16 protein-coding genes and 1 pseudogene are annotated in these 14,287 nt (G+C 69.5%); 7 read left to right on the top strand and 10 right to left on the bottom strand.

Annotated features, from left to right (window positions below; genetic code table 11):
• Window positions 1-81 precede the first annotated feature (81 nt).
• Both AB0H56_RS26370 and AB0H56_RS26365 read left to right on the top strand, forming a co-directional pair.
• Window positions 82-990 carry a LysR family transcriptional regulator gene (locus AB0H56_RS26370; RefSeq protein WP_357168086.1) on the top strand — a complete coding sequence of 303 codons (909 nt, stop codon included), beginning with the start codon at window positions 82-84 and terminating at the stop codon, window positions 988-990.
• Between the two features lie 128 nt (window positions 991-1,118).
• Window positions 1,119-1,673, top strand: coding sequence for a hypothetical protein (locus AB0H56_RS26365; protein ID WP_357168084.1), 555 nt, complete (start codon window positions 1,119-1,121; stop codon window positions 1,671-1,673).
• 68 nt (window positions 1,674-1,741) lie between these two features.
• Here AB0H56_RS26365 and AB0H56_RS26360 read toward each other — a convergent pair whose 3' ends face one another.
• The gene (locus tag AB0H56_RS26360) at window positions 1,742-2,188 is read right to left on the bottom strand and encodes an ABA4-like family protein (RefSeq protein ID WP_357168082.1); all 447 of its coding nucleotides are present in this window, start codon (window positions 2,186-2,188) and stop codon (window positions 1,742-1,744) included.
• Entirely contained in the window at window positions 2,185-3,135 is a 951-nt protein-coding gene (locus AB0H56_RS26355; RefSeq protein ID WP_357168080.1) for a hypothetical protein, read from the bottom strand. The genes AB0H56_RS26360 and AB0H56_RS26355 overlap by 4 nt, the downstream gene beginning before the upstream one ends.
• Window positions 3,136-3,240: 105 nt before the next feature.
• Between AB0H56_RS26355 and AB0H56_RS26350 the strand changes: the two genes are divergently transcribed.
• Complete coding sequence (locus tag AB0H56_RS26350) at window positions 3,241-3,879, top strand: MerR family transcriptional regulator (protein ID WP_357168078.1); 639 nt, start codon at window positions 3,241-3,243, stop codon at window positions 3,877-3,879.
• Window positions 3,880-3,924: 45 nt separating this feature from the next.
• Here AB0H56_RS26350 and AB0H56_RS26345 read toward each other — a convergent pair whose 3' ends face one another.
• From AB0H56_RS26345 to AB0H56_RS26330, 4 genes are all read right to left on the bottom strand, one after another.
• Window positions 3,925-4,707 carry an amino acid ABC transporter ATP-binding protein gene (locus AB0H56_RS26345; protein ID WP_357168076.1) on the bottom strand — a complete coding sequence of 261 codons (783 nt, stop codon included), beginning with the start codon at window positions 4,705-4,707 and terminating at the stop codon, window positions 3,925-3,927.
• Window positions 4,704-5,642, bottom strand: a complete 939-nt coding sequence (locus AB0H56_RS26340; protein WP_357168074.1) for an amino acid ABC transporter permease — start codon at window positions 5,640-5,642, stop codon at window positions 4,704-4,706. The genes AB0H56_RS26345 and AB0H56_RS26340 overlap by 4 nt, the downstream gene beginning before the upstream one ends.
• A 1-nt stretch (window position 5,643) precedes the next feature.
• A complete protein-coding gene (locus AB0H56_RS26335) occupies window positions 5,644-6,516 on the bottom strand; it encodes an ABC transporter substrate-binding protein (protein WP_357168299.1) in 873 nt (290 codons plus the stop codon).
• Window positions 6,517-6,675: 159 nt separating this feature from the next.
• Window positions 6,676-7,764 carry an isocitrate/isopropylmalate family dehydrogenase gene (locus AB0H56_RS26330; RefSeq protein WP_357168072.1) on the bottom strand — a complete coding sequence of 363 codons (1,089 nt, stop codon included), beginning with the start codon at window positions 7,762-7,764 and terminating at the stop codon, window positions 6,676-6,678.
• Window positions 7,765-7,828: 64 nt separating this feature from the next.
• Between AB0H56_RS26330 and AB0H56_RS26325 the strand changes: the two genes are divergently transcribed.
• Window positions 7,829-8,341 carry a 2'-5' RNA ligase family protein gene (locus AB0H56_RS26325; RefSeq protein WP_357168071.1) on the top strand — a complete coding sequence of 171 codons (513 nt, stop codon included), beginning with the start codon at window positions 7,829-7,831 and terminating at the stop codon, window positions 8,339-8,341.
• Between the two features lie 48 nt (window positions 8,342-8,389).
• On the top strand, window positions 8,390-8,761 hold the full coding sequence (trxA, locus tag AB0H56_RS26320; RefSeq protein WP_110040420.1) for a thioredoxin: 372 nt from the start codon (window positions 8,390-8,392) through the stop codon (window positions 8,759-8,761).
• Window positions 8,762-8,837: 76 nt separating this feature from the next.
• Here trxA and AB0H56_RS26315 read toward each other — a convergent pair whose 3' ends face one another.
• On the bottom strand, window positions 8,838-9,260 hold the full coding sequence (locus tag AB0H56_RS26315; RefSeq protein WP_357168069.1) for a 2-keto-3-deoxygluconate kinase: 423 nt from the start codon (window positions 9,258-9,260) through the stop codon (window positions 8,838-8,840).
• Between the two features lie 347 nt (window positions 9,261-9,607).
• On the opposite strand from AB0H56_RS26315, the gene AB0H56_RS26310 reads away from it, so the two are divergent.
• Window positions 9,608-9,919, top strand: coding sequence for a DUF6191 domain-containing protein (locus AB0H56_RS26310; RefSeq protein ID WP_357168067.1), 312 nt, complete (start codon window positions 9,608-9,610; stop codon window positions 9,917-9,919).
• Window positions 9,920-9,947: 28 nt separating this feature from the next.
• Here AB0H56_RS26310 and AB0H56_RS26305 read toward each other — a convergent pair whose 3' ends face one another.
• From AB0H56_RS26305 to polA, 3 genes are all read right to left on the bottom strand, one after another.
• Window positions 9,948-10,712 (bottom strand): acyl-ACP thioesterase domain-containing protein, encoded by a 765-nt coding sequence (locus AB0H56_RS26305; protein WP_357168065.1) that lies wholly within the window; start codon window positions 10,710-10,712, stop codon window positions 9,948-9,950.
• Between the two features lie 62 nt (window positions 10,713-10,774).
• Entirely contained in the window at window positions 10,775-11,203 is a 429-nt protein-coding gene (locus AB0H56_RS26300; protein ID WP_357168063.1) for an SRPBCC domain-containing protein, read from the bottom strand.
• 83 nt (window positions 11,204-11,286) lie between these two features.
• Window positions 11,287-14,019 (bottom strand): DNA polymerase I, encoded by a 2,733-nt coding sequence (polA, locus tag AB0H56_RS26295; RefSeq protein WP_357168061.1) that lies wholly within the window; start codon window positions 14,017-14,019, stop codon window positions 11,287-11,289.
• A gap of 175 nt (window positions 14,020-14,194) precedes the next feature.
• Here polA and AB0H56_RS26290 point away from each other — a divergent pair.
• Window positions 14,195-14,287: pseudogene (locus AB0H56_RS26290) on the top strand (proteasome activator); the annotation flags it as partial.

Here is a 14,287-nt window from a genome sequence, read left to right as displayed (position 1 = left end):
CATCGACAGTGCTCCGCCGGATGTCATAAGTACAACAGATGGTTCTTCTGTACCGGATAACTACTTGTTATGGTCGGTGCCATGGAACTGCGGCAGCTCCGGTACTTCGTGACCGTCGTCGAGGAGGGCGGCTTCACCCGGGCCGCCGAGCGCCTGCACCTCACCCAGCCGGGCCTCAGCGCCCAGATCGCACAGCTCGAACGCGAACTCGGGCAGCGGCTCCTCGATCGCGGCGCCCGCACCGTCGCGCCCACCGAGGTCGGGTCGGCGGTGCTCGCGCACGCGCGGGACGCGCTGGCGGCCGCCGACCGGATCGGCGAGACGGTGCAGGAGTTCACCGGACTGTTGCGCGGCCACGTCCGGCTCGGGGTGATCTCCGGCGCCGCGACCGACGAATTCGACATCGCCCCCGTTCTCGCGGATTTCCATCACGACCACCCGCAGGTCGGCATCAGCCTCACCGAGGACACCGCCGAACGGATGCTCGCGGCCCTCGAACGCGGTGACCTCGACATCGCGCTGATCGGCCTCACCGGGGCGCCGCCCGGTCCGGGCATCGGGCTCGACGTCATCCTGGAGACGCCGGTGGTGGCCGCCGTCGCCAGGGACGCCCCCACCGGCCCCGGCGAATCGGCGGGCACGATCAGCCTGTCCGCGCTGACCGATCACCGCCTGATCTGCCTCCCGCGCGGCACCGGACTGCGCGGGATCTTCGAAAGGAGCTGCGCTGCCGCGGGTTTCACCCCCGATGTGGCCTTCGAGGCCGCCGCTCCCCCGCTGCTGCTGCGGCTGGCAGCCCACGGTCTCGGCACCGCCGTCGTGCCCGCGCTCACCGAGGAGGAGGCCGCCGCGTTCGGTGTGCGCGCCCTCGCCATCGTCGAACCACGAATTCGTGGCAGGCTCGCGCTGGCGTGGCGCACCGACCGCCCCGGCGGCCCGGCGGCGAAAGTGCTCCTCGGCCAATTGCGCATTGCGCTCAGCCGCCACTGAAAAAGACAGAAACCCGCTTTGAACAGGCCTTTCGCTCTGGACTTCGGCCTCGGACACGGCGGATAATCCAGGTATCCGGTGCCGCTGTCGGGGGGCGACAACGAAAGTATCGGACAAAGGACGAAACAATGATCGTCAACAAACTGGTGGCAACGGCGATCTTCGCCATCGCGGCCACCGGTGTCAGCACTGCCATGGCGAACGGGCAGGTCCAACTGGGCCGGGATCTCACCTTCAGCGCGATCGACGGGCCGCTGGCCTATACGACGACGCTGGCCGCGGATCATTCGACGGCGACGATCGACCTCGTCGCCGGACGGTTCGAGCTCGGCGACGGCAAGGTCACCGTCTTCGCCGACAACGGCGCGGTGGTCGGCGCGATTCCGACGACCCTGCGCATGGAGACCGGGCAGAGCGTCACCGTGGCGCCCGCTCTCGACAGCAGCGCGCGTGTGCTGACCCTCACCCCGGTCAGTGCACCGGCGCCCTCGCCCGCCGCGGCGGCCACCGCACCGGCGGTGCTCGGCCTGCATCAGGCGGCGACCACGGGTTCCATCGTCGCGGGCGTCGCGATCGGGTGCGCCATCGGCATCCTCATCGGGATCTGGTTCTTCCTGGTGGGTGCCGTGGTCGGCTGCGTGATCGGTGGTGCGATCGGCGGATTCATCGCCGCGGGAATGTGATCGGGTCCATCGCACCGGCGTGGACCGCGTCGCCGGATTCACCGGTGGCGCGGCCCAGCGGGCGGTGCCTACGTCACGGCCACGGCGGTCTTCCTGTCGGCGGACCGCCCGGCCACCTCGCGAAGCACCAGGTAGATCGGGAAGGCGATGGGCGACAACAGGATCGTGCCGACCAGCAGCGGGCCCATCAGCAGCGGATGGATTCCGCGCTCGCGGCTGTCGAGGTAGATCCAGCGGCCGAGGAACAGGTCCCAGGCGAGGATCTGGGCCCACAGGGCGGTGAGCAGCGCCGGATCGGCGACGGCGTCGGTGATCGCGGCCAGCGACGGCGAGGTGACCAGCGACCACAGCGGGCCGAGCACCGGGACGGCGACGATCGCCCAGATCGTCAACGGCAGCAACACGATCCACGGTGACCCGATGATCGCGCGGGTGTACCGCCAGGTCGGGGCCAGGATCATCAGCGCCCAGAACGGCACGGTGACGTAGAACGAGAGGTCGAACAGCGTGCTCACGCGGTGACCGCCTTTCGGGTGAGGGTCGCGCTCGCGATCGAGACGAGCGCTCCGGTGACAACAAGGGTGAGGATCGCCGCGGCCGCGGTGAGCGTGGCCCGGTCGGGGTGGATCAGCGGCTGCCCGCGCAGGGCCTGCCAGGTGACCAGTGCCAGCGTCGCGGCGTAGCCGAGGGCCGTCGTCCAGACGAGCCCGAGACGCGCCCGCACCGGCGCCAGCACCGGGATACGCGGCGCCAGGATCAGCAGCAGCGCGGCGAACAGCGGCAGCACCTGCAGGGCGTGCATGCCGAAGAAGTGCGGGATGCGCAGGTCACCGTGGGTGGTGCTCCAGCCGGTCAGCGGCATGCCCGGCGTGCCGTCGGGCGCGCCGACCGTGTGCGCGCCCGCGATGTCGGTGACGCCCGATTCGCGGTTGGGCATCAGATTGCCCAGGCCGAGCCCGACCAGCGTGATGGCCAGGCCGAGCCGGATCGACCAGGTGGTCGCGAGGTCGCCGAACCTGGCGAACGCGAGCTGCGCGGCGACGACCATGGTGGCGAGGAAGAGCACGAGGATGGTGCTGCCCATGGTGACCCACAGGACCGCGTCGAACGTGGTGGTCACGTTGTAGTGGCTGCGGGTGCCGCGGATCACCTGGCCGAAGATGATCAGCTGCTCGACCGCGCCGGCGACGACGATGACCGTGGCCATCGCCGAGGTGAGCCGGGACGGCTTGGGCCGCAACGAGATCAACCAGGCCAGCGCGACGCTGTAGAGCACGAACGAGATCGCGAACTTGGTCGGCTTGAACCAGGCGGTCGATCCGGCGATCACCCGGTCGTCGACCAGCATCCCGACGACTCCGACGACGACAAGCACCGCGTTGACCGCGGCGAACCAGAGCAGGGGGCGATGGAGCGGGGACTGCCTGCGTGGCAGCGAATCGAGGGACGGAAGGACTGACATGGCGAACTCCCCAGCGATAGATAGCTTTACTATCTGTTATGGATAGTTAGACTATCCGCTGTACTCGAGGCAAGCAAGGGGGAAGGCGGAAAGCAGAGGTGAACTGTGCGGATCTCGGAGTTGAGCGAGCGCAGCGGAATCGCGCTGGCGACGATCAAGTACTACCTGCGCGAGGGCCTGCTCCCGCCCGGTGAACGCACCGGACCCAACCAGGCCAGCTACGGCGAACAGCATCTGCGCAGGCTGCGGCTGGTGCGCGCGCTGATCGAGGTCGGCGGGCTGCCGGTGGCCACCGTGGGCGAGGTGCTCACCGCCGTCGACTCCCCCGACCTGCCGATGTTCAGCCTGCTCGGCGTGGTGCAGGACAGCATCACCGCACCGCCGCCGCCCGCGGCCGACGACGAATGGGAACGCGCCGCGGCCACCGTGCGCGCGGAGATGGACCGGCGCGGCTGGGACACCAAGCCGAGCCCGGCCGCGATCGACACCCTCACCTCGGTGCTGGTACGACTGGCCCAGCTCGGCTACGAGGACTGGGGCACCACGGTCCTGCCGCGCTACTTCGACGGCGTGCGGGTGATCGCCGACATCGATGTGGCGACCGCGCTGGCCGCGGGCGGGCGCGACGACATCATCGACGCGGTCGTCGTGCTGACGGTCCTCGGCGACACCGCCATCGCCGCCATCCGGCGCATCGCCCAGGCGCAGGTCTCCCTGGAACTGCTGAACAGCCGCCCGGAATGAGAAACGGCCCCGCGGAATCCGCGGGGCCGTTTTCTCTCGCCGGTGTCACAGCAGGCGCGACAGGAACGTCTTGGTGCGCTCGTGCTGCGGGTCGGCCAGCAGCTCCCGCGGCGGGCCCGATTCGACGACGACCCCGCCGTCCATGAACACCAACTCGTCGGCGACCTCGCGGGCGAAGCCCATCTCGTGGGTCACCACGATCATGGTCATGCCGGAGTCGGCGAGCTCGCGCATGACGGTGAGCACCTCGCCGACCAGCTCGGGGTCCAGCGCCGAGGTGGGCTCGTCGAACAGCATCAGCTTGGGGTCCATGGCCAGCGCCCGCGCGATGGCGACCCGCTGCTGCTGCCCGCCCGACAGCTGCGCCGGGTAGGCGTTGCGCTTGGCGGCCAGCCCGACCCGTTCCAGCAGTTCCTCGGCCCTGGTGATCGCCTCGGCCTTGCGCAGCCCGCGCACCTGGGTCGGCGCCTCGATGATGTTCTCCAGCGCGGTGCGATGCGGGAACAGATTGAAGTGCTGGAACACCATCCCGATGTCGCGCCGCTGGATCGCCGCCTCGCGCGGGTGCATCTCGTAGAGCTTGCCGTTCTTCTCCCGGTAGCCGACGAGATCACCGTCGACGTAGAGGCGACCCGCGTTCACCTGCTCGAGGTGGTTGATGCAGCGCAGGAACGTCGACTTGCCCGAACCCGACGGCCCGACCAGGGTCAGCACCTTGCCGCGCGGCACCTCGAGCGAGATGCCCTTGAGCACCTGCAACGCGCCGAAGTTCTTGCACACCCGATCGGCCAGCACCATCGGCGGTGCGGCCTTGTCCAGTTCGGTCATTTCGCCTTCACCGCCGCCTGCGCCGTGGCCAGTTCCTCGAGCTGCTTGGCCGTCAGCTGCCGGGTGGCACCGCGCGAGTAGTAGCGCTCCAAGTAGTACTGCCCGACCATCAGCACGCTGGTGATCGCCAGGTACCAGGTGGCACACACGAGCAGCAGCGGGATCGGCTGGAAGTTCACGCCGTAGATGTCGCGCGCGCGACCGAACAGGTCGGTGCTGAGCGGGATCGCCGTGACCAGCGAGGTGGTCTTGAGCATGCCGATCAGCTCGTTGCCGGTGGGCGGGATGATCACCCGCATGGCCTGGGGCAGCACGGTGCGGCGCATGGTCTGCGTCCACGACATGCCCAGCGCGACCGATGCCTCCCGCTGGCCCTCGCCGACGGAGTTGATGCCCGCCCGCACGATCTCGGCCATGTACGCGGCCTCGTTGAGGCCGAGGCCGAGCACCGCGAACAGGAACGCCGCCTGCAGGTTCTGCACGTCGAACTCGAAGAACTGCGGCCCGAACGGGACGCCGAGATGGATCTGCTTGTACAGCGAGGGCACCAGGCCCCAGAACACCAACTGCACGAACACCGGGGTGCCGCGGAAGATCCACAGGTACACCCACGCCGTGGTGCGCAGCACCGGGTTCGGCGACAGGCGCATCACCGCGAGCACCGTGCCGAGGCCCACCGCGATCGCCATGGCGAGCACGGTGAGTTCCAGGGTGACGATCGCGCCCGCGGTGATCCGGCTGTCGAACAGGTACTTGCCGTAGGTGTCCCACCGGTAGGCGGGATTCGTCGCGGCACCGTAGACGAACAATCCCACCAGGATGAGGATGATTGCCGCCGCGATCCAGCGGCCCGGCCTGCGCAGCGGGACCGCCTTGATCGGTTCGGGTTCGGTGCCCGGTCCGGGCACCTCCACCGTGTCGTTGCGCTCGGTCACGTCAGCTCACTGCGCCGTTGATCACCGAGGTCTTGATCTGACCGTCCTGCACACCCCAGTTCGTGGTGATCTCGCCGTACTTGCCGTTGTCGATCAGGTGCTGCAGCGCCTTCTGCAGCGACGCCGCCAGCGGCGAGCCCTTCTGCACGGCCCAGCCGTAGGGCGCCGAGTCGAACAGCGGACCGGCCGCCTCGATCTTGCCCCCGCTCTGCTTGATGGCGTACGCGGTGACCGGCGAATCGGCCGACATGGCGTCGACCTGGCCGAGCATCAGCGCGTTGGCCGCCGCGCTCTGCTCGTCGAAGGGCTTCATGTCGATGGCGGGCTTGCCCTCGGCGACGCACTTGGCGCTCTTGGCGGGGATTTCCTCGGTGTGTTCGACCGTAGTGGCCTGTACGGCGACACGCAGCCCGCACGCATTGTTCGGATCGACGGTTTTCCCGGTTTGCTGGGCCCACTGGATACCCGCGTTGAAATAGGTCGTGAAATCGACCTGCTGTTCGCGTTCACGCGAATCCGTGATCGAGGACATACCCACGTCGTAGGTGCCCGCCTGAATCGCGGGAATGATCTTCTCGAAGGCGGATTCGACGTAGTCGACCTTCAGTCCGAGCGTCGTGGCGACCGCGTCGAGCAGGTCGACATCGAAGCCGATGATCTTGCCCTCGGGGTCTTTCCATTCGTTGGGCTGGTACGGCACGTTGACGCCGACGACGATCTTGCCTGCCTGCTTGACCTTGTCGGGGACGGCCGCGGCGAGCTCGTCGACCTTTTCCACCGACACCTTCGTCACCGCGGCGGTGTCCCCCTCGGTGTTGCTGGCACAGCCACTCAACACCAGGGCGCCTCCGGCGACCGTACAGAGCAGCCGCACGGCACCGCGGCCGAGAACAAAACGAACAGACAAAGGAGCCTCCACATTTCACGTCGACGCCGGCCACGTGTCAGCGCCTGTTTGGCAATGTATGCGAACCGGACACAGCGTGGTGCGACAGTAACCGAAGATTAATCAGCGAATGTGAAAGGGGTCCCTTCACCTGCGGTGCACGCGCGCGCGGACCTGCTCGGTGAATTCGCTGGTGGAAGCCAGACCGCCCAGATCCGCGGTGGCCGTGCCCGCCGCCAGGGTGGCCGCGACGGCCCGGGTGATCCGCTCCCCCGCGTCGTGCAGGGCGCGGTCGCCCTCGCGAACCGCCAACCAGCGCAACAACATCGCCGCCGACAGTTGCAGGGCGGCGGGATTGGCGCGATTGCGCCCGGCCAGCCCCGGTGCGGCGCCGTGCACGGCCTGGGCCATGGCCTTGGTGTCGGAGCAGTTCAGCGAGGCGGCCAGGCCGAGCGACCCGGCCAGCTCGCCCGCCAGGTCGGACAGGATGTCGCCGAAGAGGTTCTCGGTGACGATCACGTCGTAGTCTCCCGGCGTGCGGACCAGGTGCGCGGCCATCGCGTCGACGTGCTCGTCGTCGACCCGCACGTCGGGGTAGTGCGCGGCCACCTCGTAGCAGACGTCGCGGAACAGGCCGGTGGTCATCGGCAGCACATTCGCCTTGTGCACCACGGTGACCCGCTTGCGCCGCCCCTGGGCCAGCCGCAGCGCCTGGTGCGCGATCCGCTCGCACGCCTGCCGGGTGATCACGGCGACCGCCATCGCGACGTCGGGCGTGGGCCGGAACTCGCCGGAGCCGGCGAACATGTTGCGGTCGGCGTAGAAGCCCTCGCTGTTCTCCCGCACGATCACCAGGTCGATGTCGGGCGCGCTAGCCCTGACTCCGGCGAAGGCGGCGGCCGGCCGGATGTTGGCGTAGAGGCCGAGACGCTTGCGGATGGCGCCGCCGGGCGCGACCCGCATCTCGGCCGGGTAGGAGGCGTTGTCGTGCGGACCGAGGATCCACGCGTCGAGCTCGTCGAGCGCGGCCAGGGTCTGCTCGGGCAGCGGGTCGGCGTGCGCGGCGATGGCCTCGTGGCCCATCAGCAGCGGCACCCAGTCCACCGGCCCCAGCCCGGCCGCGCCGATCGCCTCGTCGACGACCGCGCGCGTGGCCGCGACCACCTCGGGGCCGATGCCGTCACCGTCGATCACTCCGAGCCGCACGCTCGACCTCGTCGCGTTCACGGTGTCCATCCTCGCGCCTGCGGCCACCGGAGCGGCCACGGGGACACGCCGAAGCGACTATTTTCTGCAGAGCATGGTGCAGTCGGTGGAGTTGCTGCTGGACGAGCGGAGCGAGGCCGTGGTCCGCGAGCAGTGGGCGGCGCTGGCGCGCGCGGGGGTCACCAGCCCGCGTGGCGAGACCCATCGCCCGCACGTGACGGTCGCCGTGGCGCGCGAGATCTGGCCGCGCGTCGACCGCGCGCTGGCGGGGCTGGCGTTCCGGCCGCTGCCGATCCGGCTCGGTGGCCTGCTGGTCTTCGGCGCGCGCAGGCCGATCCTGGTGCGCGCGGTCGTGGTCACCGAGGAGCTGCTCGCGCTGCACCGGCAGGTCCACGACCTGGTGGAACCCTGTCCCGGCGTCCCGGCGACCATGCGTCCCGGCGCCTGGACGCCGCACGTCACGCTGGCCCGCCGGGTGCCGCCGGAGCGGCTCGGGGCCGCGGTGGACGCGGTCGCCGCCGATCACGATTTTCCGGCCGTTGTGGTGGGCGTTCGCCGCTGGGACGGGGACGCCCGCCAGGAGCGGGTGGTCCTCGGTGGAAGATAGAAGGACGCCACGGCGTTACAGCCGAGGAACCGACAAGGAGAGGACGTCATGGCCACCCAGACGCTGACCCAGCAGAACTTCGACGAAGTCATCACCGGAAACGACGTGGTCCTCGTCGATTTCTGGGCTTCCTGGTGCGGTCCGTGCCGCAGCTTCGCGCCCACCTACGAGGCGTCGTCGGAGAAGCACTCCGACGTGGTGTACGGCAAGGTCGACACCGAGGCCGAGCAGGGACTCGCCGCCGCGGCGAACATCCAGTCCATCCCGACCATCATGGCCTTCCGCGAGGGCGTGCTCGTGTTCGCCCAGCCGGGCGCGCTGCCGCCGGCCGCGCTCGAGGACCTGGTGACCCAGGTGAAGGGTCTGGACATGGACGAGGTCCGCAAGCAGATCGCCGAGCAGGCCTCCGCCGCCGAGTAGAAACACCGACGGCGCACCGAACGTCGAAGGGCCCGTTCACCTTTCGAGGTGAACGGGCCCTTCGCGCAGTGGTCGGCTAGCGCGCGAGCAGGTTGACGCAGGCGATCATCGCGCGCACGGTCGACCCGGCGCCGTCGGCGGCCATGGCGGCGGCCCAGCCGCGCCGGCCGTTGACCTCGCACTGCACGAAGGTCGCGGTGCCCTCGGTGGTACGGCGCTGGTGGAACTGCAGGATCTCGAGGGGGTAGCCCTCGTCATAGAGCGCCGAGGTCATCGCGGCGACCGGGTTACCGGCCGAGATGACGGTGCGCAGGTGGTCGGCGAACTCCAGGGTGGCGGTGAAATCCGTTCCGGAGCAAGTGAATTCGCCGAGCGTGATCGGTCCCTCGATCCGGGTGTACCGGTCGAGGAATTCGGCGGGAGTCAGGTTGTCGGTGTCGGCGCGCAAGCCCCTGGGGGCGGCGTCGAACAGGGCACGGTCCAGTGTCAGCAATGTCATTGCAGGTGAGGTCTTCCCGAAGATTGTCTTCGTTGGCAGGTGGGGACCAGCAGAACAATGAAAAATCAGCCCGCAGCGAGGGGGCCGGTCCGAATCAGACCCCGCTACGGCGGGTTACTACGAGAAGAATCTGCCGGGTGGCTGCCCGCGCGGTCTGCACAGCAGCGGCCGCGCTGTCGCGGTCGGCGACTAGCAACGCGGCAAAGCGGTCGGCGGGATTCGGCACGACAACGACAATAGGGTGATCGTCGCGGAATCGCAACCTTTATCCGGTTCCGCCGTGTCTACCCGTGAGTACCATCACCGCAGCTCAGCGGGCACACCCCGCGCGCCGGTACCGTGGACGCATGGGCACTGTCTTCGCCATGACGATTCCCGGCCTGGCGATCCTGCTGATTCTGCTGGCGCTGGCCGAAGTGGTCGTCAACCGGCTGACCGGGACCAGGTTCCTGCCGTGGACGCGCAAGCGCACCGGACCGGCAGTCGCCGCGACAGGATTCGAACACCTCACGGCCATGTTCCAGGGGTCCAAGCACCACGAGTTCGAGCAGCGGCAGAGCACGCTCATGCACCGCGAGACCCCGTCCGAGGGCGCGCCGCCGCGCGATCGGGTCGACCTCACCCGGGGCTCGGCCTCGCTCGTCGCCAAACCTCACTGACGCCAATCCGGCTGCACCCCAGCATATTTCAGAGCACGGGCAGGCGGTCCACCGAGCCGAGCGCCCTGGCGACGCCGTCGACATCCATCTGCACCCGCAGGCCGCCCGGACGCAGGCTCGTGCGCAGCACCACCTTGTCGCCCGCCATGACCGGGCCGACGTGCTCGACGATCGCGCGATACGGCAGCTGGTGCCGGTCGGGGTGGGCGGCCAGGGCCTCCTCCACGGCTTCCCAGTAGACGGCGTTGTTGACGTGGCCGAGCCGGTCCACATCGGTGACCCGCAGCGGGAACGAGGTCGCCTCCACGTCCGGATCGTCGAGTTCGGTGAGCGCGGCCCGCCAGCGCAGCCGGTGTTCGGTGGTGCTGGCCAGCATGGGCGCCATGAACGCGTCGCTCATCCTGGCCGGGCGTCCCGCCACCGGATCGATGTGGATGAGGAACGCCGCGGCCTCGATGTGGCCGCCGCGCTCGCCCTTCAGCTGGATCCGCATATCGCACCAGCGGTTCGACAGCGCGTCGGCCCACCGGCGCAGCTGGACGCGGTCGCCGAACATGATCGGCTCGTAGACGTCGATGACGGTGCGCCGCACGATCCAGGCCTGATGGAGGTCGCCGTCGGCGACGGCGTCGAGATGGTCGAACCCGATGTCCTGCAGGTACCGGGCCACCGCGTCCAGGCGCAACCGGTCGTCGCCGTCGGTGTCACCCAGGCGCACCGGCCACGACACCGCGAAGGCCTGCTCGATATCCGGGCAGTCGGGCAGCGGGGTCGCGATGACATCGGCGGGCATGCCCCGATGCTGCCACACTCCGTCCCCGCCCTCGCGCCGTGGCGGGCGCGCGTCGCGCGGGCTCAGGCGCGCTCGGCCGCCGCCTTGATGCCCTCGACGTGGGTGCTCCACATGCCGCGCGCGTGCTCGGCCTCGGCCGGGCTGGCGTTGTTGTCCTGACGCAGCGTCAGGTGGGTCGAGCCGCCGTCGCCTGCCAGCTCGTAGGTGAGCGTGTGGTAGTTCTCCGGCACGTCCGGCTGTCCGCTCAGCGGGCTGTAGTGCGTCATCCGCAGCAGGTGCTCCGGCTCGACCGCGAGGATCTCCCCGCGGTCCTCAAAGGACCTGCCCTCGTACTCGCCCTGCCAGACGATCGGGCTGCCCGGTTGCCAATCGGTGCGCACCTCGGCGCCGAACATGAACCGGCGGATCTCGGCCGGATCTGTCAGCACCGCCCACACCCGCTGCGGAGCGGCGTTGATGTCGGTCTCCGCGGTCGCCACGAATCCGGTCATGATGCTCAACTCCTTCCGTCGACCACCATCAACCCTACGACCGCCGCGGCGCCGCCGTCTTGGACAAACGCGTCAGTGTGGACTCAGTGGGCGGCGGCGTCCCAGCTGCGGCCGGTGCCGACCGAGACGGTCAGCGGGACCGAGAGGTCGATGGCCGAGGACATCTGCTCCCTGGCGAGTGCCTCGAGCGCCTCGCGTTCGCCCTCGGCGACCTCGAAGACGAGTTCGTCGTGGATCTGCAGCAGCATCCGTGAGCGCAGGCCCGCGTCGCGAATCGCGTTCTGCACGTTGATCATCGCGACCTTGATGATGTCGGCGGCGGTGCCCTGGATGGGGGCGTTGAGCGCCATCCGCTCGGCGGCCTCACGACGCTGCCGGTTGCTGGAGTCCAGGTCGGGCAGGTAGCGGCGGCGGCCGAACAGCGTCTGCGTGTAGCCGACCTTGCGGGCCTGGTCGACCACGTCGGACAGGTAGTCACGGATGCCGCCGAAGCGGTCGAAGTAGACCTCCATCTGTTCCTTGGCCTCGGCGGTGCTGATCTTGAGCTGGGCCGACAGGCCGTAGGAGCTCAGGCCGTAGGCCAGGCCGTACGACATCGCCTTGATCCGGCGGCGCATCTCCGGCGACACCTCCGACAGCGGGATGTCGAACGCCTTGGACGCGACGAAGGTGTGCAGGTCCTCCCCCGAGTTGAACGCCTCGATCAGCCCCGCGTCGCCGGACAGGTGCGCCATGATGCGCATCTCGATCTGGCTGTAGTCGGCGGTCATCAGCTCGGCGTAGCCGGGGCCGACGACGAAGGTGTCGCGGATCTGGCGGCCGGTGTCGGTGCGGATCGGGATGTTCTGCAGGTTCGGCTCGGTCGAGGAGAGCCTGCCGGTGGCGGCGATGGTCTGGTTGAACGTGGTGTGCACGCGACCGTCGTCGGCGACCGACTTGAGCAGCCCGTCGACGGTGACCTTGAGCCGGGTGGCGTCGCGGTGGGCGAGCAGATGCTCCAGAAAGGCGTGGCCCGTCTTCTCGAACAGCGATTCCAGGGCGTCGGCGTCGGTGGTGTACCCGGTCTTGGTGCGCTTGGTCTTGGGCATGTCGAGCTCGTCGAACAGCACCACCTGCAGCTGCTTGGGCGAACCGAGGTTGATCTGCTTGCCGATCACCTCGTACGCCGAGTTCGCGGCCTCGGTGACCCGGTCGGCGAACTGCCGCTGCAGTGACTCGAGCTGGGGGACGTCGACCGCGATGCCCGCCTCCTCGAGCACCCCGAGCACGCCGAGCAGCGGCAGCTCCATCTCCTCGAGCAGGGCGGTCGACTCGATCTGGGCCAGCTCCTCGTCGAGCGCGTCGGCGAGGTCGGCCACGGCGCGGGCCCGCAGCATCTGCTCGCGGGCGACCTCGGCGGCGACGGTGTCCTCGTCGTCGAGCAGCGACAGCTGGCCGGAGTCGCCGGTCTCGGCGCGCAGCTCGCGCTTGAGGTAGCGCAGGGACAGGTCGTCGAGGTTGAAGCTGCGCTGACCGGGGCGCACGAGGTAGGCCGACAGCGCCGTGTCGCTGGTGAGCCCGGCGAGGGTGAATCCGCGCCCGCGCAGGGCGTGCCCGGCCGCCTTGGCCTCGTGCAGCGCCTTGGGCACGGCCGGGTCGGCCAGCCACGCGGCCAGCGCGGCCTCGTCCTCGGGGGTGAGCACGGTCAGGTCGACGTAGGCGCCCTCGCCGTCGGCGGCGGCGAAGGCCAGCGCCTTCGCGTCACCGTGCACCGGCGTTCCGGTGCCGACGATCGAGAGGCCGTGGCGGGCACCGGCTTTCGCGTGCTCGGCGAGCCAGTCCGCGACCGCGCCCGGCCCGAGCGCGGCGCCGCTGATCTCGAAGCCCGACTCGGCCTCCGGTTCGGCGGAGCCGAGCGTCTCGAAGAGCCGGTCGCGCAGCACGCGGAACTCGAGGTCGTCGAAGAGCTGGTGGATCTTCTCCCGGTCCCACGGCGCCTGCGCCAGCTGGTCGGGGGTGTAGGGCAGCGGCACCTCGCGCACCATCTCGGTGAGCTGGCGATTGAGCACCACGCTGGACAGGTTGGCGCGCAGCGCGTCGCCGACCTTGCCCTTCACCTGGTCGACCCGGTCGACCAGGGTGGCCAGGTCGCCGTATTCGCGGATCCACTTGGCGGCGGTCTTCTCCCCCACGCCGGGGATGCCGGGCAGGTTGTCGCTCGGGTCGCCGCGCAGGGCCGCGTAGTCGGGGTACTGCGCCGGGGTGAGCCCGTACTTGGTCTCCACCTCGGCCGGGGTGAAGCGGGTGAGGTCGGAGACGCCCTTGCGCGGGTACAGAACGGTGACGTCGTCGTTGACCAGCTGGATGGCGTCGCGGTCGCCGGTGACGATGAGCACCCGGAACCCCTGCGCGGCGGCCTGGGTGGTGAGCGTGGCGATCACGTCGTCGGCCTCGTAGCCGTCGATCGCCATCACCGGGATGCCGAGCGCGCCGAGGACGTCTTTGGTGAGTTCGACCTGGCCGCGGAATTCGTCGGGCGTCGCGCTGCGGTTGGCCTTGTACTCCGGGTAGGCCTCGGTGCGGAAGGTCTTGCGGGACACGTCGAACGCCGCGGCCACGTGGCTCGGCTGCTCGTCGCGCAGCAGGTTGATCAGCATCGAGGTGAAGCCGTACACCGCGTTGGTGGTCTGGCCGGTGACGGTCTTGAAGTTCTCCGCCGGTAGCGCGAAGAACGCGCGGTAGGCCAGTGAGTGCCCGTCCAGGAGCAGCAGCGTCGGCCGCTCACCTCCCGAGGTGGTGGTCGTGGTCGATGCCTGCGCAGTCGTCGGTGAACTCACCCGGATGAGTGTAGGGACACCCACCGACACGGTCGAACGCCGCGCCGACCACGCCACCCACACACCGGACCACCACGACCCGACCTCGAGGAGGGTCCGCCGCGCAGCGGGGGTCGCGGCCCGTCCCGTCGATCAGGCGCCGTTTCGCAAGCGACGAAGGAGCGAGAAACGGTGCCTGTTCCACGGCATCCAGACCGCGCTGTTCGCCCAGCAGATGGCGGCGCGCGCGCAGCTCGAGCAGATGCGTCAGGGGGCGTTGCCGCCCGGG

The sequence above is a fragment of the Nocardia sp. NPDC050717 genome (assembly GCF_040654275.1).
Classification (GTDB): Bacteria; Actinomycetota; Actinomycetes; order Mycobacteriales; family Mycobacteriaceae; genus Nocardia.
This window is presented reverse-complemented; position numbering and strand designations above follow the sequence as displayed.